The sequence below is a fragment of the Erythrobacter mangrovi genome, from assembly GCF_013260645.1.
GTDB lineage: Bacteria > Pseudomonadota > Alphaproteobacteria > Sphingomonadales > Sphingomonadaceae > Qipengyuania > Qipengyuania mangrovi.
Genome location: NZ_CP053921.1, coordinates 21,454 through 46,324 on the forward strand (window position 1 = coordinate 21,454; position 24,871 = coordinate 46,324).

Below are 24,871 nucleotides of genomic sequence, written 5' to 3' on the forward strand. Positions count from 1 at the left end.
CTTCTGGGTATCGAATGCCGGGGCAGCATTTTCCGAGATTGGGTGGAAAGCAGTCTTGGGCTGCGATACGCAAAATTCAGGTTATAAGACGAGGACTGAGATTTTGGAGACGGTCAAAATTGTCGGCTTCGCCACCTTGGCTGCCGTCGTTTACGGGATTTTGCACGATCAAGTCACTGCGCATGTTTGCGTCGAGTATTTTACCATTGCTCACCCTCCAATATTCCCGACCGATTCACCGTTTCTACTGGCCATCGGATGGGGATTTATAGCAACTTGGTGGGTTGGCTTGCCGCTCGGAATCCTGCTCGCCGCTACCGCACGCATCGGGCGAAATGGCAAACTTGGGCTCATTCAACTTCGACGACCGATAACACTTCTGATGGCGGTTTCGGGCTGCGCCGCTTTGCTTTCGGGTTTTCTGGGCGCGTCGCTGGTCGCCATGCAGTTAATAGACCTGCCGGGGGATTGGGGCACCGTAATCCCAATTAGCCAGTGGCCTGCCTTTGCCTTTGCAGTATGGGCGCATTCGGCAAGCTACCTTGTGGGCACATTGGGTGGACTGGTGGTGATAGCATCGACCCTAAAGCATCGGCTGGGCTCCTGATCCCGAGCGCTCGCGATCGGATCGCGAACGGACCGCCAAGCCCTCAGCGCAGCACGCGCGGGCCGCTGCCCTTCTCGCCCCATTTGTCGCCGGCGTTGTAGAGCGCGCATTTCTTGAGGCTCAGGCAGCCGCAGCCGATGCAGCCGTCGAGGTCTTCGCGCACTTTCTCCAGTTGCGCGATCTGGGCGTCGATCCGCTGGCGGATCGCGCCGCTGATGCGCTTCCAGTCGCCGGCATTGGGCGTGCGACCCTGCGGCAGGCGTTTCATCGCTTCCTCGATCTCACCCAGCGACAGGCCCAGCCGTTGCGCGATCAGGATGAAGCTCAGGCGGCGGATGTCGCTGCGCGGATAGCGGCGCTGGTTGCCGCCGGTCCGCCAGGGTTCGACCAGCCCCTTGTCCTCGTAATAGCGGATCGCGGAGACGCTGAGCCCGGTTCGCTGGGCCAGTTCACCGATCGAGAGCAGATCGTTCGCTTTCATCGATCACAGCCATAGCAAAATTGACCCTTGACCTCAAGTTAGGTTGAGGTTGCATCTACATCGGCATCGCCAATCCCCCGCTCTCGGATGCGGGACACAAGCAGGAGATGCACAATGCCCAAGGGTCAACTCGAACACGCCAATATCACCGTCACCGATCCCGAACGCAGCGCGAAGCTGTTCGAACAGCTGCTTGGCTGGCACGAACGCTGGCGCGGCCCGTCGCAGCTTGGCGGGTGGACAATCCATGTGGGTGACGAGACCACCTATCTGGCGATCTACACCAACGAAAATGCCAGGGGCGGCTTCGCCAAGGGCGTTCCGCTCAACCATGTCGGCCTGCTGGTCGATGATCTCGACGCAGCCGAAGCAATCGTGGCCGAACACGGGCTCGAACCGTTCAACCATGCCGATTACGAACCCGGCCGCCGGTTCTATTTCTTCGACTGGGACGGGATCGAATTCGAGGTGGTCAGCTATGAATGAGATCATGCCTCGCGAACCGATGTTCGCCGGCCGCAAACAGGACGCCAAGCCAAAGGTCGAGCCCGAAGCCCCACCCTTGGCAACACCCCATTCCCAAACGCAAAAGCTGGTGTATCGTCTCTCCTGACCAAGGGAGATACCATGCACCGATTCCTCATCGCCACCGCCGCATTGGCGCTTGCTGCGCCGCTTTCCGCCGAAACCGTGGCGGTCACCGCCGACCGCATGCTCGACGTCGAAACCGGCAAGTACCTCGCCAATCCGGTGGTGGTGATCGTCGATGGGAAAATCACCAGCGTGACGTCGGGCGGTGCGCTTCCGCAGGGAGCGGAGCACGTCGATCTTGCCGGGCACACATTGCTGCCCGGCCTGATCGATATGCACGTGCACCTTGACGGTCGACCCGAATATGGTGGCTACAGCGGCCTCGAGTTCACGGACAATTTCTCGACGGTGCTCGGGGTGGTCAATGCCGAACGGATGCTGCGCGTCGGCTTCACCACGGTCCGCAACGTCGGCGATTCCAACTACAACGTGAAAGCCCTCGATCAGGCGATCGAAGAAGGCTGGACGCAAGGTCCGCGCATCGTCACCACCAACTATGCGCTGGGCGCGACAGGCGGGCATTGCGACGAAACCTACCTGCCGCCGAGCTTCGAAGCCAGGAGCCCCGGCGTCGCCGATTCCCCCGAGGACTTTCGCGTCCGCGTGCGCGAACAGCGCAAGTACGGTGCGGAAGCGATCAAGGTTTGCGCAACTGGCGGCGTGTTCAGCCGCAACACCGAACCCGGCCAACAGCAGCTGCACGAAGAAGAATTGCGCGCCATCGCCGACGAGGCCCATTTCTGGGGCCTCAAGGTTGCCGCGCATGCGCATGGTGCAGGTGGGATCAAGGCCGCGATCCGCGCCGGCATCGACACGATCGAACATGCCAGCCTGATCGACGACGAGGGAATTCGCTTGGCCAAGGAGCGGGGTGCCTGGCTGAGCATGGACATCTACAACACCGACTATACCCAGCGCACCGGCAAGGCGAATGGCGTGCTGGAGGACAATTTGCGCAAGGATCGCGAGATCGCGCAGATCCAGCGCGACAACTTCCGCAAGGCTCACAAGGCGGGCGTCGGCATGGTCTTTGCCAGCGACGCCGGGGTAATGCCGCACGAGGAAATCGGCGGTCAGTTCGCGGTGATGGTCGAATATGGCATGACCCCGCTCGAGGCGATCCGCGCAGCGACCGTCAATGCCTCAAGGGCGCTTGGGCAGGAAGGTCAGGTCGGCGTAGTCAAGCCCGGTGCCTGGGGCGACCTGATTGCAGTTTCGGGCGATCCTTTGGCAGACGTCAGCGAACTGGCCGACGTCGACGCGGTTGTCAAAGGCGGGATTCTGGTCGACTGACGCGTGCGCCGGCGAAGCCGGCCATGGCGTTCATCGGTACGTCCTCGAACCGCCCCAGCCAGCGGCGCGCCATCTTCGCGAGCGGCATCGGGTTGAGGTAGTGCCGCTTGCACCGCCCGTCGCGTTCGCTCGCCACCAGTTCGGCAGCCTCGAGCACTGCGAGGTGCTTCGCCACCGCCTGGCGGGTCATCGGCAAGTCTTCGGAAAGATCGGATAGCGTCAGCCCGCCTTCCGCACTCAGCCGGTCCAGCAGGAGCCGGCGGGTCGGGTCGGAAAGGGCGACGAAGGTATCCGTCATGCGAACAAGGTTAAGATCGCCTTTCCGAGTCGCTCAAGCTCTGGGACCTAGAGCAAGCCGACTTGTCCACCACCGGACCACGCGTCGCGCGTCCGGTCGAGTGTTAGCTCGCCCAGCCAGGGCCGGCACAAGGCCAAGGCTTGCTGGGGCGTGCCCTGGGTCCAGGTCGCAAGATCGCCATCGGCCAGCAGTACTGGCATCCGGGTGTGGACTTCCGCAGCTGCGCCGACTGCGTCGGTAATTACCATCGAATAGCATTCGCCCCATTCGTCGGAATTGCGCCAGATGCCTGCCACCGCAAACACCTCCGCATCAGGGCGACTAAGCCAGCTGCGCGTCTTGGCGCCCTTCGGCCCTTCGGCTTCGGCCCAGGCGGTGACGGGGATCAGGCAGCGGCGTTCTTTGAAACTATAGCGCCAGAAGAAGCTCGACAGCTTGTCAGTGCGGGTATTGTTGACCGGTTTCGGCTTGAGCGGCTGGCCATCCCTGCCCTTGAGGACGAGTGGGAAGCCCCAGCTCATCTGCCTCAGGCGCCCTTCTGCCACCACCGCCCCGGGATAGCCGGGATAGACCTCGTCACCGAGATTCGCCCCGCTCAACTCGTTCACCGCGTCAAACCACTTCGCGACCTCATCCTTGGCCTTGGTCATGCGGTAGAGGTTGCACATCAGGCCCTGCTCCTACGCGTTGCCCACCACGAAGCACGCCGCCGCAACCAGCGCGCCAGCAAAGCGGTTGGCGCGAAAACGATCGAGCGGATTGGCCGGATCGTCCGGGTCGAGTGTCGCAACTTGCCAGGCAAGGTGGCCGGCCGCGGGAACCAATGCCAGCAGTGCCACCCAGTCCGCCCGGTAGAGCCAGAAGGCCAGCGCCCACAGGCCGACTGCCCCGGCGTAACATAGCGCAACCCCACCCTTCACATGGTTGCCCATCCGTAGGGCAGAGGAACGGATGCCGACCAGCGCATCGTCCTCGCGGTCCTGAAGCGCATAGATCGTGTCATAGCCAACGACCCACAGCGCCGCGCCTAGATACATGGCCGCCAATGCGTCCCAATTATCGGCGCGCAACTCGGCCCACCCGACCAGCAGGCCCCAGGTGAAGACCATGCCAAGCCATGCCTGCGGCCACCAGGTGATACGCTTCATGAAGGGATAGGCCGCGACCAGCGCAACGCTCGCCAGCGCCACACCCTGCGCCAGCAAGCGCAATTGCAGCAGCACGAGCAGCCCGATGAGGCACAAGGCCAGAAGCCAGCCCCAGGCCAGCTTCTTCGACACGCGACCGCTGGCCACCGGCCTTACCGCGGTACGGGCGACCTGCCGGTCGAGGTCGGCATCGACGATGTCATTGTAGACGCAACCGGCGCCGCGCATCGTGATCGATCCGAGCAACAGCCACAGTATCAGTTCGACCTGCCACCCCGCGCCCGCCAGCCAAACGCCCCAGGCACAGGGCCAGAACAGCAGCCACCAGCCGATCGGCCGGTCGAAGCGCGCCAGCTGTGCAAGATCGCGCGGCAGTTGCGGCAGGCGGGCGACTAGCCCGCGGTGCTCGGTGTCGGGGACGATCTCGGGAGTGGCAGCGTTATCGCTCATCGCTTGCTTCCTAACCGCCGAGCCGCCAACAGGAAAGCCATGCCTGCCACCCCTGCCTGGCCACCGAAAAGCGCGCCGCGCCTGTTTGTCGACGCTCCCATCGCCATGGGGACGCCGGTGCAGGTGGAGGGCAACCAGGCCCACTACCTGTCCAAGGTCATGCGCGTCGTCGCCAGTTCGGTGGTTATACTCTGTGACGATGCCACGGGCGAATGGGCGGCCGAAGTCATTGAGGCAGGCAAGCGCCATGTCGTGCTCGACCCGCGCGAGAAGCTGCGCGAGCGCGAGGCGGTGCCCGATTTCTGGCTGTGCCCCGCTCTGCTCAAGAAGGACCGCTTCGACCTGGTGCTGGAAAAGGCGACCGAACTCGGCGTGGCAGCAATCCATCCGGTGATCACGCGCCGCTGCGTCGCCGACAAGCTCAATGCCGAACGGGCCCGCGTGATCGTGACCGAAGCGGCAGAACAGTGCGCACGCACCGCCCTGCCCGCTCTTGCGGAACCGCTGAAGCTCGATCGGTTGCTCGCCGATTGGCCCGCCGAACGCGCACTGTTCTTCGCCGACGAGCTTGGTGGGGCGACCTCCAGCGAGGCCTTCTCCCAGCACAAGGGGCCCGCGGCGCTGCTAGTCGGACCCGAGGGCGGTTTCGACGATGCTGAACGTACCTCGATCCGCGCTCATCCGGCGGCACGGGCCATCTCGCTCGGTCCCCGAATCCTGCGTGGTGAGACCGCCGCGATTGCCGCAACGGCGCTCTGGATGGCTGTTAGCGGAGACTGGCCGACGCAAGAATAAATGGCTGGCCTGAAATCTTTGCGTTGCCTATCGAAACTCGCATGAGCACGAGAGAGGCATCGGGATCCGAGGATCCGATCATTGAATCCCGCGACCAGCTGGTCGCCCCGATGCAGGGTGGCGAAAAGCCCAAGAACGCCTGGCGCATCGGCACCGAGCACGAAAAACTTGTGTATTTCCAGAAGGATCACCGCGCGCCATCTTACGAAGAGCCGAAAGGCATCCATGACATCCTCATGGCCCTGACCGAATTCGGTTGGGAACCGATCGAAGAGAACGGCAAGGTCATCGCCATGCGCGGGGCCGACGGCACAGTCAGCCTCGAGCCTGCGGGGCAGCTCGAGCTGTCTGGAGCGCCGCTCGAAAATCTGCACGAGACCTGCGCCGAAACCGGCCGCCATCTGCAACAGGTCAAGGCAATCGGCGAACGCTTCGGGGTCGGCTTTCTTGGCCTCGGCATGTGGCCGGACAAGACCCGCGAAGAACTGCCGATCATGCCCAAGGGCCGCTACGAAATCATGCTGCGGCACATGCCGCGCGTCGGCAGCCTGGGCCTCGACATGATGCTGCGCACTTGTACCATCCAGGTGAACCTCGACTATTCGAGCGAAGCGGACATGGCGCAGAAGTTTCGCACCAGCCTCGCGCTGCAACCGCTTGCCACGGCCCTGTTCGCCAATTCGCCCTTCACCGAAGGCAAGCCCAACGGCTTCCTCTCCTATCGCTCACATATCTGGAGCGACACCGATCCGCACCGCACCGGCATGCTGCCCTTCGTCTTCGAAGACGGCTTCGGATACGAGCGTTACGTCGACTACATGCTCGATGTGCCGATGTATTTTGTGTTCCGCGACGGGAAGTATATCGACGCCGCCGGGTTGAGCTTCCGCGACTTCATGAAGGGCAAATTGTCAGCCCTCCCGGGAGAGAAGCCGACCGCCAGCGATTGGGTGGACCACCTTTCGACCGCCTTCCCCGAAGTGCGACTGAAGAGCTTCCTCGAGATGCGCGGTGCCGATGGCGGGCCTTGGAACCGCATCTGCGCACTGCCCGCATTCTGGGTCGGCCTGCTCTACGATCAGGGTGCGCTCAATGCCGCGTGGGACCTGGTCAAGCACTGGTCGATGGACGAGCGCGAAGCACTGCGGAACGCCGTTCCGAAACAGGCGCTGGGGGCCGCGATTCCCGGCGGCGGCACCCTGCGCGACCTGGCCAAGGAGGTACTCGCCATTGCCCGTGCCGGACTGACCTCGCGCGCCCGGCTCAATTCTTCGGGCGACAACGAGACCGGCTTCCTCGAAGCGCTCGACGAGATCGTGAATTCAGGCAAGGTCCCTGCGCAGGTGCTGCTCGACAGCTATCACGGCGAATGGGGCGGCGACATCAGCCAAGTCTACAAATACAGCTTTTGAAGAACGGAAGAGAACGATGATCCAGATCAACGGCACCATCAAGCTGGCCAGCGGCTCCGGGCAGGAGATCATCGACGCTCTGATCAAGATGGCCCATGCCAGTCGGGCGGAAGACGGTTGCCTCGACTATACTTTTGCCCGCGACCTGACCGATCCCGACACTCTTGTGCTGTACGAACGCTGGCGTGATCGTGCGGCGCTCGATGCACACTTCGTGTCGCCGCACATGGCCGAATTCCAGAAAGCCTTGGCCGCAGGACCGGGCGCCGAGCGCAATATCCGCCTCTACGAAACCGACGACGGCCAGCCGCTCTAGAAGTTCATTCCGCCGGCTGCTGCATGGCCGGTTCGCGGTGTGGCAATAGCTGGCTGCGCAGACGCGTCAGCGGCGCGGTCAGCAAGCCGTGTCGGTCCATCCAGGCATGATATTGGCGATACTTGGCATCTTCGCCCAGAAGGTGGGCCTCCTCTGTCTTGGCACGCCAAAAGTATATGCCGTTCACCACCAGCAGGAAGAAGCAGTTGCGGATCCCTTCGACCCATGATCCGCTGGCGGTCAGCATCGGTAGCGTCGCGCACCACAAAAACAGGTTCTTCGAAACATAGGCCGGGTGACGCGTGAAGCGATAGGGCCCGTTGGTCAGCACCCCACGATAGGTGAGGTTGGAAAAGCGTAGACCGAAAGCGAAGGTCGCCCAGGCGTAGATCGCGGTAAGAAACACCAGCAGCGCACCCCACGCGGCGATCGCCATGTCATGCCCCTGAAGCCAGAAAAGCCAGCCCGGCGTGTCGCTCTCATAGTTGATGGCGCGCCCATCGCCGAGGATACCCAATACGAAGGGTGGATAGCAGATCAGCGCCGCCAGCCAGCCGGCAAGGAACGGATTGCCGCTGCGGATATGCGCATCGAGTGGGCGCATTGTGACGATATAGCCGACGGTGCCGATCATCACGTCGATCATGAACATCGCCTCGATCGCGATCATCGCAACCTGCTCTGGCCGCTTCGTAATCTCGCCGAAGTCGGCCAGCACGACCTTCTCGAAGGCAAAGGGAATGATCGAGATCATGAAGGCGGTGAAGAACCCCTTGATGATCCAGGTGCGCCAGTGCGCCTTGACCTCATGCGCGTCCCAGCCGCGCCGCATCAGCAATAGCGCACCGAAATGCCAGGCGTGATCACGCTGGTCGGCAAGGTAACGGTCGACCCAAAACAGGTAGGGGACGGACAGGATCACGAGTGGGATCGCAGCCCATTTGAGCACGTCGATTGCAAAGACGTACTGCCCGGTCCAATACCAGCGGCACAGGCAATAGAGCGCCGCGATAATGGCCCAGGTCGCCCAAATCCCGAGCAATTTTGTCAGAGTTACCGTTCGATCGGGCTTGAGGCTGCGCGCGAGGCTCCAGTCGAGCCCGGTCGAAGGACGGCGGTGTACTTTATCGACCAGGATCGACCACAGCGCCATGGGCAAGGCCGCTGCGAGCAGGCCGGCAAGCGCGGCATTCGGCCCCGCCATCGGAGCGTGCGGACCCGGAAGGGCAAAATAATCCGAGATCGCGGGATAGGCGCGCGCGAACAGCACCCAGGCAAACAGCCCGGCCAGGCCGACCAGCCCCACCGCCGCGGAGACATCGCTCTGCGGCCGGGCCGTCGAGGTCGTTTCCTCGGCGTTCATTGCCCGGCCGTCCAACACACTAATGGTTAACAGCCGGGTCGGGATGCCACGTGAATCAGCGGAAGGCGGTTATCCGTCCGCCATCGTCGAGCACATAAAGCGTATTGCTTGCCACGACCGGAGCGAGGCTGACCGACTGGTCGAGGTCATAGAACTTGCTGGCCGCACCTTCGCCGGTGCTGACGCGGTAAATTTCGCCCCGCGAGTTGACGACCCACAGGCTGTTTCCAGCCAGCACCGGACCCGTCCAGAAGATCGGGCCCTTCTTGTCCTTTTCATCCCGCCAGCGCTGGAGCTGCGTAATCCAGCGCACCTTGCCGGTCGTACGAGCGATGGCGAGCAGGCGGGCATCGTCTGTCAGGGTGAAGATCCACTCACCCGCGATCGCCGGGGTCGAAATGCCGGCGAGGCTGAGTTCCCAGATGCGTTGTCCGGTCACGAGCTCATAGGCGGCCATGCGCCCGCCCTGCCCGAGGGCATAGACGCGCCCATTGTCGATGATCGGGTCGGCGTCGATGTCGGTCAACGACCCGACCGAAGTCGAGATCGAGGTGCGGGCCAGCGCGTCCGCCCACAGGGTACGGCCGTTCTCGTAGCGGTGGGCAATCAGTTCGCCCGAGCTGTAACCGGCGATAACCGTGCCCTGCCCTGCGGCAGGTGCGGCGACTCCGAACACACCTGCCTGCGTGGTCGAGGCGGCCTGCTGCCACTGAACCGTGCCTGTGGCCTGGTCGAGCGCGAAAATCTGGTTGTCCTGCGTCATGACGAAGACATTTCCGAAAGCGATCGTCGGCGACCCGCGCAGCGGCCCGCCCGGCTTGACCTTCCACAGCTCGGTGCCGGTATCGGCATCAAGCGCAACCACATCACCAGTACCGTCGGTCAGGTATACCTTGCCGTCGGCGTAGCTTGCGCCGCCGCCGAATGCGGAGGGGCGCAAATCGCCTTCCATCTGCAGGGCGTAGGACCAGCGGCGGCCACCTGTCTGGGCGTCGAAGGCTGACAACTGGCCATCGCCACCGACGGCAAACAGCATGCCGCCGCCGATAACGGGCGATGCGGCAAGGCGGCGGCGATCGGTGCCGCCTGCGACCTGCACGGTGAAAACCCGCGATGGCGTGGCAGACAGGGCGAGATGCCCATAAGACTTGCTGGCAGTCCCACCGGTCTGCGCCCAGGCGTCGTTTACCTTTTCGGGCGGGAGAATGACGGCGGTCCCAGCCAGCGCCGGATCGACCTGCGCACCGCTTTCAATCTTGGAGAGGATGGGCTGGCGATTGCCCAGGGTCGGGGTTTGCTTCTTGTCGCCCTTGCCGAACAGTCCGCCACTGCAAGCGCTCATTGCCAGCGCCAGCGCGCCAACCAATGCGGTTCGTGCAATCGCCTTTCGATCCATCCCTACCATTCTCTCGTCCGTTCCGGCCACGTGGCCTATTGCGCTTCGGCGGCGACTTGGCCGTCCGCGGGTTCTTCTGTGACGCCCTGCTCTTCGAGCAGCTTGTCGACATCCTCGATCGCATCGACGCCAAGCACGCCGGCCAACTGGCGCGAGCGCGACCTGAGCGATGCGGGTGCCGTTTCATCCTTGGCGATTTGCGCCAGCAGCGCGCCGGCCTCGGCCTTCTTGTCCTGGTCAAGGTACGCATGGGCCAGCATCTCTGCGGCGCTGGCGAAATAAGGCTTGCCCGGCACGGCAAGCGGCTTGAGCGCGGCGACCACGTCGGCACTCTTCATGCCATCGTACTTCACTGCAACTTCCCGCAGCTTGGCGAGATCGCGGAACGCCGGGGGGGCATCTTCATCCGCAGCAATCATGGCGAAGATCTTCGCCGCCTCGTCCGGTCGCTGCTGTTGCGCCGCAATCCCGGCGCGCAGCATGGCCGCGGCAGCCGACGGGCCATCATCGATTTGGCTAGCCAGCTCGGCCAGGCCGTCATAGCCGCTCTGCAGGTTCCCCGCCTCGATCTGGTCGAGCGCGGCGACCAGCACCTCGGCATCCTTTTCCTGCGCCTGTTCCTGACGGTGATCCCAATAGATGTAGCCACCGAACGCTGCGAGGCCCGAAACGACTAGGCCCAGCAAGGGTTTGCCCCATTGCGACATGAAGCTCTCGAAATCGCCCTGCCGGACGGCGTCGTCGACTTCGCGCAGGAGCGCTTCCTGTTCGGCGGCATCGCGCTTGGCGATCTTTTCTTCGCGGGTGAGTTCGGACTTGGGTGTCAGGGCCACTTTGGGCGGGCTCCGCTGGCTGAAAAATGTTTGCGGGTCTTTAGGCAGTGCATCTGGCTAGGGCAATGGGCTGCAATCCCTGTCCCCGTCCGGGTGAATGAAGCATGAAATTCCCTACAGGTCGCGGCGCATGGCGCTCGAATAGAGCCGCCGATAGGCAGAAATCATTCGCGCTTCGTCGAACTCGGCACGGGCCTTGGTGCGATTGGCCTCGCCCAGGGTGTCTCGCAGCGGACGGGAATCGGCAAGCTGGCGCAAAGTGTCCGACAGGGCGGCTTCATCTCCGGGCGGGGTGATCAACGACGCATTCGGATCGGAAACGGTCTGGGCAATGTCGCCCACGGCGGGGGCCGCGATCGGTAAACCGGCTGCCATCGCCTCGATCACCGAAAGCGGAAATTGTTCGGAATCGCTCGAAAGGGCGAAAATGTCGAACAGACCAATGACTCGCGACGGGTCGGCTACGGCACCCGGCAAGTGCACGCGATGGTTGATTCCCAACCTGTCCGCCTCGGCAAGGATCGCGTCACGCGCCTCGCCCTGGCCTAGGATGACCAGTTGCCATTCTTCAGGCAACGGGGCGAAGGCCCTGACCAGGCGGGGCAGGTTCTTGATCGTGTGCAGGCCAGCCAGCGTTCCGACCCAGAATTCGCCTGGGCGCTTGATCAGGCGAAGTGCATCGGGCTTGGACCTCATGCCGAAGGCCTTGGTATCGATCCCGTTGGGAATGCGCTTCACCCGCCCAAGCGGCTGCTGCCAATCGACCAGCGCGACCTCTTCGAGACGCTCCGACGGCACAACCAGGCCGGCCGCCTTCCCCAGCGCGATACGGCGATACCAGGTTCGGCTGGTCTTGAGCTTCTTCAACTCGCTCTCGTCGAACCCGTCCTCATGGTGGATCAGCGGAGGCAGACCGAGTGCGTCCTTGAACAACGTATGCGCCATCGCCGCATCCATCGCGCCCCAATTGTAGGTCAGCACGAGATCGAACGGCTTCATCGCCTTGGCCAGCTTCTGCAGACGCCCGGGCAGCGGCTTACCCTTGAGGCTGGGAAATTCGGGTTGAAGCGTGACCCTGACCCCCTTTGCGATCCGTTGCGCGGCTTCGAGCCGGTCCGGCTCCGCCGAGACGATCGTATGCTGCGCCTTTGTCCCAAATGCATTGATCAGCTGGACGCAGCGATTCTCCTTACCCTCTGTCGCGAAGGTGGAATGGAGGTGCAGGATATGCGGCGTGTCGTTGCCGCTCATGCGACACGCGCCAGCAGCGCGTCGATCGCTGAGCGCGCTTCAGGCTCATCCAGTGTCGGCGCGTGCCCCTTGTCAGGCACGGTTACCGCCTGCGCCTCTGGCATGCGACGCTGCATTTCGTCGAACACGCTCGCCGACAGCAATTGCGAGAGCGCACCGCGCAGCAACAGTACTGGGCGGCCAGCCAAGGCTTCGAAGGCAGGCCAAAGATCGGGGGGAACCGCATTGCTGTCAGCCGCCAGGATCGGTTCCGCGATCTTCATGTCGTAATCGAAGACGATCCGTCCGCTGCTCGAAAGCGTCAGACCGCGCTTTGCCATCGCAATCCAGTCTTCCGTCTGGAAACGCGGGTAGGAGGTGCTGTGCGTTTCCTCCAGGGCACGGGCGGCATGCATCCAGGTGGCGAAACTGCGTCCCTGGCCCACATATTCCTTGATGGCATCGAGCCCCGATTGTTCAAGCACCGGGCCGACATCATTAAGCGCCACGCCTGCAATCCGCTGGGGCTGGAATGCCGCCAGCAGCATGGTCATGAGGCCACCCATGGAGGTGCCGATCGAAACGAACCGATCGATCCCTTCCTGCTCCAGCAGGCCTAGCAGGTCGCCAACATAAGTCGGTGGCACATAGGTCGCCGGATCGCTGGCGTATTCGCTTTCCCCACGTCCACGCATGTCGGGCACGAGCACCCGCCAGCCCCGCTTTGCGATATGGTCGGCAAGTCCCTCGAAATCGCGTCCGTTGCGGGTCAATCCGTGCAGGCACACGACCGGCGGTCGGTCGGAACTGCCCGTGTAGTCGCGGAAATGGAGCGTGAGACCGTCGGCGCTCTGCCAGGTGCGGTCGGTGTAAGTAGTTTCCATGGCTGGCGGTGACTGTCCCGTCCCTGGTTTCGTGGCACCCTTGTGTCGGGCGTCCTTACCCCCCACTATCGCGGCATGCGAGGAGAACCGCAAGCCGCGAGCTATCGCCCCGATCCTGCCATCCTCATCCTCGCCGACTGGATTGGCGACCCGGTGCCTTCCGCGAATTTTCCGTCGACCACGTTACGGTTTCGAAACGACCGCCACGCCGCCACGGTGGGGCTCGATCACTTCTCCGACGTGGAATGGTGTGCGCATTTCGGGCGCTTCGAACCTTTGCCCGACAACCTACCGCAACCCCTCGCGCTACGCTATCATGGCCACCAGTTCCGGGTGTACAATCCGGATATTGGCGATGGACGCGGATTCCTGTTTGCGCAGGTCCGAGACGGCGCGGGACGCCTGCTGGACCTTGGTACAAAGGGCTCCGGCCAGACCCCATGGAGTCGCGATGGCGACGGGCGCCTAACGCTCAAGGGCGCGGTTCGCGAAATCCTCGCGACCGAGATGCTCGAGGCGCTTGGCGTAAATACCTCCAAGACCTTCAGCGTGATCGAAACCGGCGAGGAACTTTGGCGCAACGACGAACCATCACCCACCCGATCCGCCGTACTCACCCGGCTCAGTCACGGGCATATTCGCATCGGGACCTTCCAGAGGTTGTTCGCGCTCAATGAACCAGAGCATATGGCGGCTCTGGTCGACTATTGCCTCGCAATTTTTCCCGGGCCGCCTCCGCCCGACGGCGCGCCCGGACGCGAGCAGTCGGCCGTGCAACTCATGCATCTCGTGGTCGAGCGACTGGCCGACCTCGCCGCGAGCTGGATGGTCGCGGGGTTCGTCCACGGCGTGCTCAACACCGACAACATGAATATCTCGGGCGAGAGCTTCGATTACGGCCCCTGGCGTTTCCTTCCGCGATGGGATCCTGCCTTCACTGCCGCATATTTCGACCATCAGGGCCTCTACGCCTTCGGGCGCCAGCCAGAGGCTTTGCATTGGAATTGCGGGCAATTGGGCGTGGCCTTGCGCCTGCTTGCAGACGCCCCGCCGCTGATCGCGGCGATGGAGCGCTTCGGTCCGCTATACATGGCGGCGATCGGCCGCCACTGGTGCTGGAGACTTGGGGTGGCCTCACGCGGGGTTGAGCAGGACGCTGCCTTGCTCGCCGCCTGCGAGGCCAATCTTCACGAGAGCGGCGAGACTCCCGACGCCTTCTTCTTCAGACATCGCGGTGGTCGCGGTGCCGACGGCGACCTGGCCAAAGCCCTCTCAGAATATGAGGCAGAACCATCGACGCACAGTTACTGGTCGGGCGACGCACCTCAATCGATGTTGATCGACGAGGTCGAGCAAATCTGGTCCGCGATCGCCGATGGTGACGACTGGCAGCCGTTGGTCGACAAGATCGCTGCCGTGCGCCACATGGGCGAGGCGCATGGCCCCGCGCCTTCACCGGTGGGGCATGCCTGAGACAACCACAAATCTGTATTTGACGCCCAACAGCGCCTGTCACATAGGCGCACGCCAAGAGCGAGAAGGGGCGCGGAAGGTCCGAGCGTGAGCAGTACAAGCCTAGTTTCCACCGAACCGGCAACCGGGGCCGAAATCTGGCGCGGTGAGGCCGGTGATGTCGATACCGTCGTTTCGCGAGGCCGCGAGGCGATGCGCGATTGGGCGCGCATGCCCCTGGCCCAGCGGATGGAGCTCATCCGGCGCTTTGCCAATGCGGTACGCAAGCACGCGGAACAATTCGCGGAACTGATCGCACGCGAAACTGGCAAGCCGCTTTGGGAAGCCCGCACCGAAGTCGAAGCAGTCATCGGCAAGGTCGAGATCTCGATCACCGCCTATGCCGAACGCACAGGCATGAAGAAACTCAACAGCGCGCTCCAGGGCACCGCCGCGCTGCGGCATAAGCCGCACGGGTTGATGGCTGTGCTTGGTCCGTACAACTTCCCGGCGCACCTGCCCAACGGCCATATCGTACCTGCCCTGATCGCGGGTAATGTCGTGGTGTTCAAGCCGAGCGAAAAGACCCCAGCAGTCGGCGAATTCCTGACCCGCTGCTTTCACGAAGGCGGTGTTCCCGAGGGTGTCGTGCAGTGTCTTCACGGGGGTGCCGATGCGGGCAAGGCACTGGTCGAGCACGCCGGAGTAGACGGCGTACTGTTCACCGGTTCTGCGCGTGCGGGCATCGCCATAAACCGCAAGCTCGCCACCAATCCCGGCAAGATTGTCGCGCTCGAAATGGGCGGCAACAACCCGATCGTCGTCACCAACACGCCTAAGCTGCAGGACGCGGCCGTGACGATCGTACAATCCGCCTTCACCACCGCCGGCCAGCGCTGCACCGCTGCGCGCCGCTTGATCGTGGTCGACTCGATGTTCGATGCGCTGATCGCCGAGGTGAAGGCGCTCACCGAGCGACTGATCGTCGACGAGCCGTTCGCCGAACCTCAGCCATTCATGGGCTGCGTGATCGACAATGGTGCGGCCGACCTGATGTCGGAGAGCTTCGTCGCGCTCATGGGCCGTGGCGGCAAGCCGATCGTCCACCTGCGCAGGCCCGACGAAAAGCTGCCCTTCCTCACCCCTGCCATCCTCGATGCGACGGAGATTTCGGAACGGCCCGACATCGAGCTGTTCGGCCCCTTGCTACAGGCGATCCGCGTCCCCGACCTCGATACTGCGATCGCAGAAGCGAACAACACCCGCTACGGACTGTCTGCCTCGCTGATCGGCGGCAGTCCGCAGGACTTCGAGCATTTCTGGCAAGAGATTCGCGCCGGCATCGTGAACTGGAACCGTCCAACCAATGGTGCCTCATCGGCAGCCCCGTTCGGTGGCGTCGGCCTATCGGGTAATCATCGTCCGGCGGCCTTCTATGCCGCGGATTATTGCGCCTATCCGGTCGCAAGCAACGAGATGGAGCAGCCACGCGCCACCATCGGAGTCGGGCTCAAGGACAGTTAAGCTTCACCGGAGCAGTCGCTCAATTGGTGGTGACGAGGTCGACCTGGGTGATACCCTCGGGCAAACGACGGGCATAGACCACATAGGCAGATGCACCCTTGGTACCGCTGAGGATGTTGTCGCCGGCCTTGATCGCATGATCGACCTTGAACCCTGCGTCCCGTGCGCGGGTGCTGTAAAAGGACAGCACGTCGTCCAGGGCGACTGGCGTGAGGTAGGAGACGATCCTCAACGCGCAGTCGCCCTGGTCGGTCCCCGCCGCTTCCTGTGTGTTACCACGCGGATAGACGGGGAATGCAGCTGGTAGTTTGGCGGCCCATGTGGCGCTGTATTCCACAGCGTCGGCGCAATTCGCGCCACCTGGCTTGATCGCAGCAATCGCCGCCGCCCGCATGGCATCGGTGTCGGACTCATTACCGGCGAGCGGTCGGGGTGCCGGTGCCGGCTTGAGCTTGTCTACCCCGCCAACCAGTTCGGCCGCGCGGGCGCGCGCCGCTTCGATCGCGCGGGGGCTTTTGTCGATATTGGGGATCGCAGCATTGCCCGTGCCGGAGAGGGCCGCGTTCGCCTCATTGCGACCAGCCATATCGGGATCGGTCATCAATTCGTCATTGAGCGCCTGCTCGCTGGCCGGATCCATCGCCTCGTCAACCGCAGGCTCGTCGCTCCCGCCCCCGCAAGCGGCGAGCAGGGCAAGCGGGGCGACTGCGGCGATCTGGCGGAATTTCATCGATACACTCCAGCGTAGCTGGCCAGACTTGTGAGGCGCGCTTGTGGCAGTTTCCAGCCCCTATTCGTTAGGTGCGCCACGGCGGGACAGGCGAGAGAACCAAAGCTTAAGGGCGCCGTCCGGCTCCCCATGGATACCGCACGGCGCCCTCGCGGCCCGTCTGGAGCCGCCTTGCCGATCATGGGTGGGCACGACCGGAAGCTGGTTTGATAGTTAGCCGCAGCGCGTGCTGGACCGATCGATCGAACGACCGAGCAGCGCGCCGGCAACCCCGCCAAGGATTGCGCCCAGCGTGCGATCCCCACCGCGACCGGCAACTTCATGCCCGATCAGCGCACCGACACCCGCGCCGACCAGGAGACCGGTGGTGCCGTTGTCACGTCGGCAATAATAGCGCCCGTCTTGCCCCCGCCAGATCCTGGTATGGGCATAGACCGGCTGGCCGTAGTTGCGCGAGTAGCCCATGTAATAGGGTCGCTCATCCCGATAATCGCGGTAGTGATGATCGTCGCGGTAATCGCGATAGTCGCGGCGGTCGCCATAATGATAGCCGCGGTCGCGCTTCCAGCGCTTGTCCTTCTTGCCGTGGTCAAAGCTCAGATCGCCATAGACGGCAGCATGCGCTGCCGGCGCTGCATGCGCGGCGGGGGCAGCAGCCGCTGGACTCGCCAAAACCATTCCGGTGGTAGCCAGCGCCAGGGCGATGGTCTTGAGGAAGTTGGCCATGGTCCGTGTCCTTTTCTGATTTGCTGGGCCGAGCGACTCGGCTGATGTAGTTAAGGTTTAAGGCCTTCAACCTGAACAACCTGCAACCGCGCAGTCAGAATTGCGTTAAGCGGCGAAGCGTGACGCAGCGCGCGACGAAATGATGCTTGCGGGCTCGAAACGCGGCGCCTAGGCGCGATCGCAGATGACCTCGACGCACGCACCTGCCGATCGCACCGGACTGGGTGCCGCCGTCGGAGCCTACCTGATCTGGGGGTTCCTGCCGCTCTACCTGATCCTGGTGAAGAGCGTCCCCGCCCTCGAATTCGTCGGCTGGCGGATCGTGTGGACGCTGCCGCTCTGCCTCATCATCGTACTGTTTCGCCGCCAGATTCCCGACGTTCTTGCCGCGCTGCGCAATCCACGCGTCATGGGGCTGCTGGCGCTGAGTTCATGCCTGATCGCGGTGAACTGGGTGGTCTATATCTGGGCGATCCAGACTGGTGAGGTCTATGCGGCGAGCCTCGGCTATTACATCAACCCGCTGGTCAACGTCTTGCTGGGTACGCTGCTGCTGGGCGAACGCCTGAGCCGCACACAATGGGCGGCAGTCGCTCTCGCTGCGCTGGGCGTTTCCATGCTGCTGGCAGGTGCGCTGACGACGCTGTGGATCAGCCTGACGCTGGCGCTCAGCTTCGGCACATATGGCCTTATCCGCAAGCAGGTACCGGTCGGCTCGCTGCCGGGCCTCACGATCGAGTCGACAATCCTGCTCCTCCCGTCTGCCGGCGTGATCGCCTGGTATGCCGCACAACCCGCCGGTTCGTCATTCGGACACGATCTTGGCCTCAGCCTGTCCATCGTCCTGGGCGGAGCGCTGACCGCCTTTCCACTGCTGCTGTTCGCCATCGCCGCGCGCAAGCTGCCCTATTCGACGCTCGGCTTCATCCAGTTCCTGGCGCCGAGCATCGTCTTCGTGCTCGGCCTAACCGTATTCGAGAAACCGCTCCATCCCGCCGAAATCGCCTGCTTCGCCTGCATCTGGGGCGCCGCCGCGATCTTCGTGTGGGACCTTGCCTCGCGGTCTAGGAAACCAGCCGCCAGCTGAGTGTCTCACTCGCATGGAAGGGGACGATGACGGCCTCCCCACCAGAGACCTCGGCGGGAACCGATACGGGCGCCTTCTCCAGCGTGACCGTGCCTTCGTTCAGCGGAAGACCGTAGAAAGCCGGGCCGTTCTCCGCGGCAAAGGCCTCGAACCGGTCGAGTGCGCCCTCCTCGTCGAACACGGTGATGTAGCTTTCCAGCGCATAGGGCGCGTTGAATATCCCTGCACAACCGCAGTCGGTTTCCTTGGTGTGGCGATGGTGCGGTGCACTGTCGGTGCCGAGGAAGTACTTCGCCGAACCGCCCGTCGCGGCCTTGCGCAAAGCCAGCCGGTGTTCCTCGCGCTTGGCAACCGGCAGGCAGTACATGTGCGGGCGGATACCTCCGACCAGCATGGCATTGCGGTTGATGTGGAGGTGCTGCGGCGTGATCGTGGCGGCGACATTGGGGCCCGCCGCATCGACGAACTCGGCGGCCTGCCTGGTGGTGATGTGCTCGAAGATCACTTTCAGTTCGGGCAGGCGATCGACCAGCGGGGCCAGCACGCGATCGATGAACACGGCCTCACGGTCGAAGATGTCGATATCGGCATGCGTCACTTCACCATGCACACAGAGCGGCATGCCCACTTCCGCCATGCGTTCGAGCACCGCGGCGATATTTGCGATGTCGGTTACGCCATGGTCCGAATTGGTCGTCGCACCAGCCGGGTAGAGTTTCGCAGCCGTCAGCACGCCATCGGCAAATCCTGCGGCAAGATCGGCCGGGTCGGTCATGTCAGTAAGATAGGCGGTCATCAACGGGGTGAAGTCGACACCTTCGGGCACGGCATCGAGGATCCGATCACGATAGGCGGCGGCGAGCGCACTGGTCGTCACCGGCGGCGAGAGGTTCGGCATCACGATTGCCCGGGCAAACTGGTGCGCCGTGTACGGAACCACGGCGCGCATCGTCGCCCCATCGCGAAAGTGTAGATGCCAGTCGTCGGGGCGGCGGATGGTCAGGCGGTTCATGGGCAAGCGGCAATCCTACACGATGGAACACATGGAACAGGGTCCAGGGAAAAACGAAACCACTCCCCAGATTCGTGCAAATACGGTCGTGAAACGGCGCATCGGGCGAACATGGCGGCAGCTCTTATCCTGTAGGACGCTTGTAGGACAGACTGCTCTTGATCCGGCGGACAAATACCCCAGCTTGGCTCGATGACCGCTACCCGCCTATTCGACCGCGCCGTAATCCGCCTCACTCCAAAAGACGAGGGCGAAGACGTCGCAGGTTTCCTCCAGGGCCTCGTGACGAACGATGTCACCAGCCTGTTGCCTGTTTATGCCGGGTTGCTGTCACCACAAGGCAAGACGCTGTTCGACTTCATCGTATGGCCGGGTGCCGAAGGCGAACTCCAGCTCGATTGCGAGGCAGCGGCCGCAGAAGATCTTGCCAAGCGCCTCTCGCTCTATCGCCTGCGCCGCAAGATCGCGATCGCCGTCGATCCTGCGGTGGGCGTGCATTGGCAGCCCGAACCGGGCGATGGCGGCGCAGCCGATCCGCGGCTCGCGGCATTGGGTCAGCGCTGGCTGGCGCCCGTGTCCGAGGAGGACGATGCAGCGGACGCCGTATGGCATGCGCACCGATTGAAGCTGGGTGTGCCCGAAGGGCGCGCGGAGCTTGGCGACATCCTCTGGCTGGAAACCAATGCAGTCGAGCTCCACGGCGTCAGCTTTTCGAAGGGCTGTTATGTCGGGCAAGAGAACACTGCCCGCATGAACTGGCGCCAGAAGGTCAACCGGCGGTTGGTCGTGGTTCCATTAGAGCAATCCGAGGAGAAGCGGCGGAAGGTGGAATACCCCGCCCTCAACCTCGCGATCGACCATTTGCGGGTGGAAGCGATCGATCCCGGCACTGCACCGCACTGGCTACAGTCGGCGCTCAGCCCTGCGTAATAAACTCGGCAATCGAGCTTACGAGCATCCGTTCGGCACGATCGCGCGCTGCCGTCGGTGGCAGGCCAAGTGATCTCGCCAGCGCACTGCCGATCAGAGCGTCGCCCATCGCCATCAGCACCAACGCCAGGGTTTCCTCATGCACCTGCAGTGGGGCCGCGCCATGCGCCGCCTCTTCCGGGGCAATCTCATCGACCAGGTCGTGGATCGTTTCGACGATGGGAGTCAGCGCATCCTCGTTGCCGGTCAGGATCATCCAGCTGGCGAGCGCCCCCGCCCCCTCTTTGTCGAAGGCGTCGAAGGCGAGGTCGACCACTTCGCGGGGACTACCCAGGCCCGCCCGGCTTGCCCTGACGGCATCTACGATGGTCGCGCAGACAGTTTCAGCCAGGTGCCGTGCGAGATCGCGCTGGAGCCCTGCCGCCGATCCGAAATGGTGCAGCAGGTTCGCATGGGTCCGCCCGATTCGCGCCGCGACGGCTTTCAGGGTCACGGCCTGCGGACCTGCTTCGATCAGCAAGGCACGCGCCGCTTCCAGCGCTGCGAGGCGGGATTCTTCGGGAGACAATCGCTTACGGGTCGCCATCGGCGAACCGTTAACCGATCGCAGCGCCGTGTGAAAGCCGTCACGAAAACTTATTGACAGTAGTGTCAGTAACCACTACTTACATCGATGTCAGTTAATCTCGTGGAGCCTTCTATGAACGCCCCCGTTTCTATCGATACCAATTCCCGCAGTCACGCACCGACCCCCGCCGATCTCACCCTCACCGTACGCGACGAACGCTTCAACCGCGGCACGACTCCGCGCCGCTGGTGGGCGGGCGAGCCGTTCGGTACGGCCTGGCACAATGCCCTGTCGGCCACATTCCCGCGCGGCGAGGCTTTCTTCATCGAAGCGGTAAAGGCGCACCGCGACGGTGCCAGCCCCAAGCTCGAGGCGGAAATCCGCGCCTTCGTGAAGCAGGAAATCAACCACACGCGCGAACACATCGCCTTCAATCGCCTTGCCGAAGAGCATGGCTATGACATCAAGGCAATCGACGCTCGCGTGGCGGAAATGCTCGCCCTCACCCGCGGCCGTCCGCCGATCGTCGACCTGGCGGCAACCATGGCGCTGGAACACTACACCGCGATGATGGCCTACGAGTTCCTCGCGAACCCCAAGCATTTCAAAGACGCGGATCCCGAAGTTCGCAAGATGTGGACGTGGCACTCGATCGAAGAGATCGAACACAAGGGCGTCGCTTTCGACACCTATCTCCACGCGACGCGCGACTGGACCCCGTTCCGCCGCTGGAAATTGCGTAGCCTGATGATGCTGATCGTCACGCTGAACTTCTTCCGCAATCGCTGGAAGGATACGCTGGAATTGCTGGCACAGGACGGGATTACCGGATGGAAGGCCAAGTGGGGCCTGCTCAAGTACCTGACCATCACCCCCGGCGTGGTCCGCCGCATCTTCCCGGCATGGCTGAGCTATTTCAAGCCCAGTTTCCATCCTTGGGATCACGACGATCGCGCGCTGATCAACAAGCATGAGGGCGAGTTCGAAGCGGCTCTGATGCCCGCCGAGTAACCCACCGACAGAACGAGCAAAAAAGGCCCCGCGAGCGATCGCGGGGCCTTTCGTATTCAGGCTGCCATCGGCGGAGTGAGGTCCACCTCGTCCAGGTCGAGCCGATACAGGGCGCAGTCGGCTTCCTCCCCGCGGCCGCAGCTGTGGCGCTTGGTGACCTTGCCCGTCGGCCGGAAGCCGAGCTTGCGCAACACCTTGCCCGAAGCCGGGTTGTCGAGGAAATGCCCCGCTTCCAGCCTTTCATAGCCCAGCAGCTTGGCGACTTCGATCACGCCGGTCCCGGCTTCGGTCGCAAAGCCCTGACCCCAGTATGGACGGGCGATCCAGTAACCGAGCTCAATCCCGGTATCGGTCGCACCGAATCCGATCGAGCCGATAATCTGCGAGCCGTTGTTGCTCGGCAGGGTCATAAGGAAATTCGGCATGCGTGGATCTTGCTCGCGGGCTACGAACTCGCGGGCATGTTCGGGAAGATAGGGCCAGGGGGCTCGCGCAAGATTGCGGACCACGCCCTTGTCGGCGATCCCGCCGAACAGCGCTTCCCAATCTTCGGGCCAGGCGGGCCGCAACAGCAGCCTCTGCGTCACATGGAACATCGGTATTCTCCCCATATCCACGCTCCGGGCTCCTAGGCCGGACGCGTGACAATTGCGTGATGGCGAAAGAAAGTATCGCCGCGGAATTGAAGAGGGAGAAACGACAAGAGGGAGACGGGTCGGTCCCATCTCCCTCTTCGGCTGCCGGTGGTTATCCCGGCTGGGACCGTCCCGTTTGGACGATCCCGTTATCGGAGCGTCCTGACTATTCGGCGGCTTCTGCCATCATGTCTACCGACACGAACTTGCGACCGAGCTTGCCCTTGTGGAATCGGACAATACCGTCGGTCAGCGCGAACAGGGTGTGGTCCTTGCCCATGCCCACATTGGTGCCCGGGTAGAACTTGGTGCCGCGCTGGCGCACGATAATATTGCCGGCGACCACGTCCTGGCTGCCGAACTTCTTCACGCCAAGGCGACGACCGGCCGAATCACGACCGTTACGCGATGAACCGCCTGCTTTCTTATGTGCCATGGTCGGGTCTCCTTACTTCGCTTCGGTCTTCTTGGCGGCGGCCTTCTTGGGCGCAGCCTTCTTGGCGGGAGCCTTCTTCTCGGCAGCTTCGGCCTTCGGAGCGGCTTCCTTCTTCGGCGCCGCAGCCTTCTTGGCCGCGCCGGTGCCGACGTCGGTGATGCGCAGCAGGGTCATCTGCTGACGATGACCGTTGCGACGGCGATAGTTGTGCCGACGGCGCTTCTTGAAGACGATCACCTTCTCGCTCTTCGCCTGCGCGATGATCTCCGCCGAAACGGTGACCTTGGCGGCGTCGGCGAGCGAATCGCCTTCACCGGCGAGCAGGACGTCGCCCAGCGTGATGGTGTCGCCGGCTTCGCCAGCCAGCTTCTCAACCGCGATCTTGTCTCCGGCGGCAACCCGGTACTGCTTGCCGCCCGTGCGCACTACAGCGAACATGGTGCTTGTCTCTCAATCAATTAGCTTTGCCGCGACCTTGCGAATACACGGCACACCCGTCGAGCCGCCCTTGGGCAGCCCCGGAAAGAAGCGTGCCGTTAGGGGAAACGGCCCGCCAAGTCAACGGCTCGCATGAGGATTTTTGGTTCCTCGCTGGCGCGTCTCGATGCGCGTGCTATGGCGATGCCGATGATCGACCGCAAGACATTCCTTATCCCACTCGCCCTCGTCGCTCTGGCTGGATGTGCTGGCACTGGCACAGGCAAATATCCCTCCCTCGCCATCCGCGATATCGAGCGCGTCCAGGGGACCTTCGAACCGGTTGCGACTGAGCAGCTCGACGTCCCGCGGGTCGAGGTCACATACTCCGGCAGCCTGCAGGAACGGCTCAGCGCATTGGTCGGGCAGGCAGAAGAGGCGCATCGCGTCTTCACGGCTGCGGTTCCCGAGGCAGAACAGCGGGCAAGCGCCGCCAACGATGCGGAAATCGGCAGCGAGGCCTGGGCGAGCGCACAGGTGGCTCTGGCCGGTCTTGATTCGGCCCGCAGCGAAGTCGCGGCGGCACTGGGCGATCTCGACATCCTGCATGCGGCGGGCGCGGTCCAGGCCGAGGACGTCAGCGCGATCGATGCCGCACGCGGCAAGGTCATTGCGCTGGTGAACATCGAAGACGCAACGCTCGAACGCTTGCGCGACCGCGTTCGCTGACCCGAATAAGGTAAGCGCGGGACCGGTTGCCCGACCCCGCGCTAGGTGCCGTGTCTTGTCCGGGCTACGTCAGCCCATCACGCTCCCCACGATCGTGACGGCGGTGACGCCCCAGACGAAGACCAGCACCGGGAGGATCAGTACCTGCACCGCTGCATCCCTTGCGGCCACGCGACCTGTCGCAGTGGCAATACCGTTGCGAACCAGCGCGCCCCAGCTTTTTGGCGCCTTCTGACTGGCCTCCGGCGCAAGGCGCGCCCAGATTACCGGCAGCGCAAACCCGGCAAGGATCGAGAAGGCGAAGATCACCATGGGCAGGATCAGCCCGGGCGTCGAAAGGCCCGCGGCCATCACGGCCAGGAAACCAAGATAGAGACCTACGGTCGCGAAGTAGAAACCCTTGGGCAGTTCGAAGCTGCGATCCACTGTGGTGCGCGGGGCAAGCTGGTCATGAACAAAGGCCTGCTCGGCAACCAGCGTACGGGGGAGATTCTTCGACATGCGGTATGCTCCTTGT

Annotated in this window: 29 protein-coding genes; 12 read left to right on the forward strand and 17 right to left on the reverse strand. The window is 63.3% G+C overall.

Going from position 1 to position 24,871, the window contains the following annotated elements:
• Nucleotides 1-103 precede the first annotated feature (103 nt).
• On the forward strand, nt 104-607 hold the full coding sequence (locus HQR01_RS00095; RefSeq protein WP_173211784.1) for a hypothetical protein: 504 nt from the start codon (nt 104-106) through the stop codon (nt 605-607).
• A gap of 43 nt (nt 608-650) precedes the next feature.
• Here the strand turns inward: HQR01_RS00095 and soxR are convergent, their stop codons facing one another.
• The gene (gene soxR / locus HQR01_RS00100) at nt 651-1,088 is read right to left on the reverse strand and encodes a redox-sensitive transcriptional activator SoxR (protein WP_173211785.1); all 438 of its coding nucleotides are present in this window, start codon (nt 1,086-1,088) and stop codon (nt 651-653) included.
• Nucleotides 1,089-1,202: 114 nt separating this feature from the next.
• Here soxR and HQR01_RS00105 point away from each other — a divergent pair, with 114 nt between their 5' ends.
• Both HQR01_RS00105 and HQR01_RS00110 read left to right on the forward strand, forming a co-directional pair.
• On the forward strand, nt 1,203-1,574 hold the full coding sequence (locus HQR01_RS00105; RefSeq protein WP_173211786.1) for a VOC family protein: 372 nt from the start codon (nt 1,203-1,205) through the stop codon (nt 1,572-1,574).
• Nucleotides 1,575-1,715: 141 nt separating this feature from the next.
• Entirely contained in the window at nt 1,716-2,972 is a 1,257-nt protein-coding gene (locus HQR01_RS00110; protein WP_173211787.1) for a Xaa-Pro dipeptidase, read from the forward strand.
• Here HQR01_RS00110 and HQR01_RS00115 read toward each other — a convergent pair.
• Genes HQR01_RS00115 through ubiA form a run of 3 tightly spaced genes read right to left on the reverse strand, consistent with a single transcriptional unit; the run spans nt 2,947 to nt 4,868 of the window.
• Nucleotides 2,947-3,270 carry an ArsR/SmtB family transcription factor gene (locus HQR01_RS00115; RefSeq protein ID WP_173211788.1) on the reverse strand — a complete coding sequence of 108 codons (324 nt, stop codon included), beginning with the start codon at nt 3,268-3,270 and terminating at the stop codon, nt 2,947-2,949. The two genes, HQR01_RS00110 and HQR01_RS00115, sit on opposite strands and share 26 nt — an antisense overlap.
• Nucleotides 3,271-3,317: 47 nt before the next feature.
• The gene (locus HQR01_RS00120; RefSeq protein ID WP_173211789.1) at nt 3,318-3,938 is read right to left on the reverse strand and encodes an SOS response-associated peptidase; all 621 of its coding nucleotides are present in this window, start codon (nt 3,936-3,938) and stop codon (nt 3,318-3,320) included.
• Between the two features lie 12 nt (nt 3,939-3,950).
• The gene (ubiA, locus tag HQR01_RS00125) at nt 3,951-4,868 is read right to left on the reverse strand and encodes a 4-hydroxybenzoate octaprenyltransferase (RefSeq protein ID WP_173211790.1); all 918 of its coding nucleotides are present in this window, start codon (nt 4,866-4,868) and stop codon (nt 3,951-3,953) included.
• A gap of 39 nt (nt 4,869-4,907) precedes the next feature.
• Here ubiA and HQR01_RS00130 point away from each other — a divergent pair, with 39 nt between their 5' ends.
• The 3 genes from HQR01_RS00130 to HQR01_RS00140 are packed head-to-tail and all read left to right on the forward strand — an operon-like array spanning nt 4,908 to nt 7,391.
• On the forward strand, nt 4,908-5,663 hold the full coding sequence (locus HQR01_RS00130) for a 16S rRNA (uracil(1498)-N(3))-methyltransferase (protein WP_173211791.1): 756 nt from the start codon (nt 4,908-4,910) through the stop codon (nt 5,661-5,663).
• A 41-nt stretch (nt 5,664-5,704) separates the two neighbouring features.
• A complete protein-coding gene (locus HQR01_RS00135; RefSeq protein WP_173211792.1) occupies nt 5,705-7,075 on the forward strand; it encodes a glutamate--cysteine ligase in 1,371 nt (456 codons plus the stop codon).
• 16 nt (nt 7,076-7,091) lie between these two features.
• Nucleotides 7,092-7,391 (forward strand): putative quinol monooxygenase, encoded by a 300-nt coding sequence (locus tag HQR01_RS00140; protein ID WP_173211793.1) that lies wholly within the window; start codon nt 7,092-7,094, stop codon nt 7,389-7,391.
• Nucleotides 7,392-7,395: 4 nt separating this feature from the next.
• Here the strand turns inward: HQR01_RS00140 and HQR01_RS00145 are convergent, their stop codons facing one another.
• From HQR01_RS00145 to HQR01_RS00165, 5 genes are all read right to left on the reverse strand, one after another.
• On the reverse strand, nt 7,396-8,754 hold the full coding sequence (locus HQR01_RS00145) for a methyltransferase family protein (protein ID WP_173211794.1): 1,359 nt from the start codon (nt 8,752-8,754) through the stop codon (nt 7,396-7,398).
• A gap of 55 nt (nt 8,755-8,809) precedes the next feature.
• The gene (locus HQR01_RS00150) at nt 8,810-10,150 is read right to left on the reverse strand and encodes an outer membrane protein assembly factor BamB family protein (protein ID WP_173216003.1); all 1,341 of its coding nucleotides are present in this window, start codon (nt 10,148-10,150) and stop codon (nt 8,810-8,812) included.
• Between the two features lie 35 nt (nt 10,151-10,185).
• Complete coding sequence (locus HQR01_RS00155) at nt 10,186-10,983, reverse strand: tetratricopeptide repeat protein (protein WP_234030199.1); 798 nt, start codon at nt 10,981-10,983, stop codon at nt 10,186-10,188.
• A gap of 114 nt (nt 10,984-11,097) precedes the next feature.
• Nucleotides 11,098-12,234, reverse strand: a complete 1,137-nt coding sequence (locus HQR01_RS00160; protein ID WP_173211795.1) for a glycosyltransferase family 4 protein — start codon at nt 12,232-12,234, stop codon at nt 11,098-11,100.
• Nucleotides 12,231-13,097 carry an alpha/beta fold hydrolase gene (locus tag HQR01_RS00165; protein ID WP_173211796.1) on the reverse strand — a complete coding sequence of 289 codons (867 nt, stop codon included), beginning with the start codon at nt 13,095-13,097 and terminating at the stop codon, nt 12,231-12,233. The genes HQR01_RS00160 and HQR01_RS00165 overlap by 4 nt, the downstream gene beginning before the upstream one ends.
• 75 nt (nt 13,098-13,172) lie before the next feature.
• Between HQR01_RS00165 and HQR01_RS00170 the strand changes: the two genes are divergently transcribed.
• Nucleotides 13,173-14,570, forward strand: a complete 1,398-nt coding sequence (locus HQR01_RS00170) for a protein adenylyltransferase SelO family protein (RefSeq protein ID WP_173211797.1) — start codon at nt 13,173-13,175, stop codon at nt 14,568-14,570.
• 87 nt (nt 14,571-14,657) lie between these two features.
• Nucleotides 14,658-16,073: a succinylglutamate-semialdehyde dehydrogenase gene (gene astD, locus HQR01_RS00175; protein ID WP_173211798.1), complete on the forward strand. Its 1,416-nt coding sequence runs from the start codon at nt 14,658-14,660 to the stop codon at nt 16,071-16,073.
• Between the two features lie 19 nt (nt 16,074-16,092).
• On the opposite strand, the gene HQR01_RS00180 is transcribed toward astD, so the two are convergent.
• Nucleotides 16,093-16,803: a hypothetical protein gene (locus HQR01_RS00180; RefSeq protein WP_173211799.1), complete on the reverse strand. Its 711-nt coding sequence runs from the start codon at nt 16,801-16,803 to the stop codon at nt 16,093-16,095.
• A gap of 213 nt (nt 16,804-17,016) precedes the next feature.
• Entirely contained in the window at nt 17,017-17,529 is a 513-nt protein-coding gene (locus HQR01_RS00185) for a glycine zipper 2TM domain-containing protein (RefSeq protein ID WP_173211800.1), read from the reverse strand.
• A gap of 184 nt (nt 17,530-17,713) precedes the next feature.
• Here HQR01_RS00185 and rarD point away from each other — a divergent pair, with 184 nt between their 5' ends.
• Nucleotides 17,714-18,616 (forward strand): EamA family transporter RarD, encoded by a 903-nt coding sequence (gene rarD / locus HQR01_RS00190; RefSeq protein WP_173211801.1) that lies wholly within the window; start codon nt 17,714-17,716, stop codon nt 18,614-18,616.
• On the opposite strand, the gene pyrC is transcribed toward rarD, so the two are convergent.
• On the reverse strand, nt 18,594-19,628 hold the full coding sequence (gene pyrC / locus HQR01_RS00195) for a dihydroorotase (protein ID WP_173211802.1): 1,035 nt from the start codon (nt 19,626-19,628) through the stop codon (nt 18,594-18,596). The genes rarD and pyrC overlap by 23 nt on opposite strands.
• A gap of 192 nt (nt 19,629-19,820) precedes the next feature.
• Between pyrC and ygfZ the strand changes: the two genes are divergently transcribed.
• Nucleotides 19,821-20,558, forward strand: a complete 738-nt coding sequence (gene ygfZ, locus HQR01_RS00200; protein WP_173211803.1) for a CAF17-like 4Fe-4S cluster assembly/insertion protein YgfZ — start codon at nt 19,821-19,823, stop codon at nt 20,556-20,558.
• Here ygfZ and HQR01_RS00205 read toward each other — a convergent pair.
• Nucleotides 20,545-21,144 (reverse strand): TetR/AcrR family transcriptional regulator, encoded by a 600-nt coding sequence (locus tag HQR01_RS00205; protein ID WP_173211804.1) that lies wholly within the window; start codon nt 21,142-21,144, stop codon nt 20,545-20,547. The genes ygfZ and HQR01_RS00205 overlap by 14 nt on opposite strands.
• Before the next feature lie 114 nt (nt 21,145-21,258).
• On the opposite strand from HQR01_RS00205, the gene HQR01_RS00210 reads away from it, so the two are divergent.
• The gene (locus HQR01_RS00210; RefSeq protein WP_173211805.1) at nt 21,259-22,137 is read left to right on the forward strand and encodes a metal-dependent hydrolase; all 879 of its coding nucleotides are present in this window, start codon (nt 21,259-21,261) and stop codon (nt 22,135-22,137) included.
• Nucleotides 22,138-22,193: 56 nt separating this feature from the next.
• Here the strand turns inward: HQR01_RS00210 and HQR01_RS00215 are convergent, their stop codons facing one another.
• The 3 genes from HQR01_RS00215 to rplU form a co-directional block, all read right to left on the reverse strand.
• The gene (locus HQR01_RS00215) at nt 22,194-22,733 is read right to left on the reverse strand and encodes a GNAT family N-acetyltransferase (protein ID WP_173211806.1); all 540 of its coding nucleotides are present in this window, start codon (nt 22,731-22,733) and stop codon (nt 22,194-22,196) included.
• 205 nt (nt 22,734-22,938) lie between these two features.
• Nucleotides 22,939-23,208, reverse strand: a complete 270-nt coding sequence (rpmA, locus tag HQR01_RS00220; protein WP_173211807.1) for a 50S ribosomal protein L27 — start codon at nt 23,206-23,208, stop codon at nt 22,939-22,941.
• 12 nt (nt 23,209-23,220) lie between these two features.
• Entirely contained in the window at nt 23,221-23,646 is a 426-nt protein-coding gene (gene rplU / locus HQR01_RS00225; protein WP_173211808.1) for a 50S ribosomal protein L21, read from the reverse strand.
• A 132-nt stretch (nt 23,647-23,778) separates the two neighbouring features.
• On the opposite strand from rplU, the gene HQR01_RS00230 reads away from it, so the two are divergent.
• A complete protein-coding gene (locus tag HQR01_RS00230; protein ID WP_173211809.1) occupies nt 23,779-24,354 on the forward strand; it encodes a hypothetical protein in 576 nt (191 codons plus the stop codon).
• Between the two features lie 69 nt (nt 24,355-24,423).
• Here HQR01_RS00230 and HQR01_RS00235 read toward each other — a convergent pair whose 3' ends face one another.
• Nucleotides 24,424-24,855: a hypothetical protein gene (locus HQR01_RS00235; protein WP_173211810.1), complete on the reverse strand. Its 432-nt coding sequence runs from the start codon at nt 24,853-24,855 to the stop codon at nt 24,424-24,426.
• Between the last annotated feature and the right edge of the window lie 16 nt (nt 24,856-24,871).

Coding starts and splice junctions, on each gene's coding strand:
- soxR (WP_173211785.1), bottom strand. CDS start 1,088: ATGAAAGCGAACGATCTGCTCTCGATCGGTGAACTGGCCCAGCGAACC.
- HQR01_RS00105 (WP_173211786.1), top strand. CDS start 1,203: ATGCCCAAGGGTCAACTCGAACACGCCAATATCACCGTCACCGATCCC.
- HQR01_RS00110 (WP_173211787.1), top strand. CDS start 1,716: ATGCACCGATTCCTCATCGCCACCGCCGCATTGGCGCTTGCTGCGCCG.
- HQR01_RS00115 (WP_173211788.1), bottom strand. CDS start 3,270: ATGACGGATACCTTCGTCGCCCTTTCCGACCCGACCCGCCGGCTCCTG.
- HQR01_RS00120 (WP_173211789.1), bottom strand. CDS start 3,938: ATGTGCAACCTCTACCGCATGACCAAGGCCAAGGATGAGGTCGCGAAG.
- ubiA (WP_173211790.1), bottom strand. CDS start 4,868: ATGAGCGATAACGCTGCCACTCCCGAGATCGTCCCCGACACCGAGCAC.
- HQR01_RS00130 (WP_173211791.1), top strand. CDS start 4,908: ATGCCTGCCACCCCTGCCTGGCCACCGAAAAGCGCGCCGCGCCTGTTT.
- HQR01_RS00135 (WP_173211792.1), top strand. CDS start 5,705: ATGAGCACGAGAGAGGCATCGGGATCCGAGGATCCGATCATTGAATCC.
- HQR01_RS00140 (WP_173211793.1), top strand. CDS start 7,092: ATGATCCAGATCAACGGCACCATCAAGCTGGCCAGCGGCTCCGGGCAG.
- HQR01_RS00145 (WP_173211794.1), bottom strand. CDS start 8,754: ATGAACGCCGAGGAAACGACCTCGACGGCCCGGCCGCAGAGCGATGTC.
- HQR01_RS00150 (WP_173216003.1), bottom strand. CDS start 10,150: ATGGATCGAAAGGCGATTGCACGAACCGCATTGGTTGGCGCGCTGGCG.
- HQR01_RS00160 (WP_173211795.1), bottom strand. CDS start 12,234: ATGAGCGGCAACGACACGCCGCATATCCTGCACCTCCATTCCACCTTC.
- HQR01_RS00165 (WP_173211796.1), bottom strand. CDS start 13,097: ATGGAAACTACTTACACCGACCGCACCTGGCAGAGCGCCGACGGTCTC.
- HQR01_RS00170 (WP_173211797.1), top strand. CDS start 13,173: ATGCGAGGAGAACCGCAAGCCGCGAGCTATCGCCCCGATCCTGCCATC.
- HQR01_RS00180 (WP_173211799.1), bottom strand. CDS start 16,803: ATGAAATTCCGCCAGATCGCCGCAGTCGCCCCGCTTGCCCTGCTCGCC.
- HQR01_RS00185 (WP_173211800.1), bottom strand. CDS start 17,529: ATGGCCAACTTCCTCAAGACCATCGCCCTGGCGCTGGCTACCACCGGA.
- rarD (WP_173211801.1), top strand. CDS start 17,714: ATGACCTCGACGCACGCACCTGCCGATCGCACCGGACTGGGTGCCGCC.
- pyrC (WP_173211802.1), bottom strand. CDS start 19,628: ATGAACCGCCTGACCATCCGCCGCCCCGACGACTGGCATCTACACTTT.
- ygfZ (WP_173211803.1), top strand. CDS start 19,821: ATGACCGCTACCCGCCTATTCGACCGCGCCGTAATCCGCCTCACTCCA.
- HQR01_RS00205 (WP_173211804.1), bottom strand. CDS start 21,144: ATGGCGACCCGTAAGCGATTGTCTCCCGAAGAATCCCGCCTCGCAGCG.
- HQR01_RS00210 (WP_173211805.1), top strand. CDS start 21,259: ATGAACGCCCCCGTTTCTATCGATACCAATTCCCGCAGTCACGCACCG.
- HQR01_RS00215 (WP_173211806.1), bottom strand. CDS start 22,733: ATGTTCCATGTGACGCAGAGGCTGCTGTTGCGGCCCGCCTGGCCCGAA.
- rpmA (WP_173211807.1), bottom strand. CDS start 23,208: ATGGCACATAAGAAAGCAGGCGGTTCATCGCGTAACGGTCGTGATTCG.
- rplU (WP_173211808.1), bottom strand. CDS start 23,646: ATGTTCGCTGTAGTGCGCACGGGCGGCAAGCAGTACCGGGTTGCCGCC.
- HQR01_RS00230 (WP_173211809.1), top strand. CDS start 23,779: ATGAGGATTTTTGGTTCCTCGCTGGCGCGTCTCGATGCGCGTGCTATG.
- HQR01_RS00235 (WP_173211810.1), bottom strand. CDS start 24,855: ATGTCGAAGAATCTCCCCCGTACGCTGGTTGCCGAGCAGGCCTTTGTT.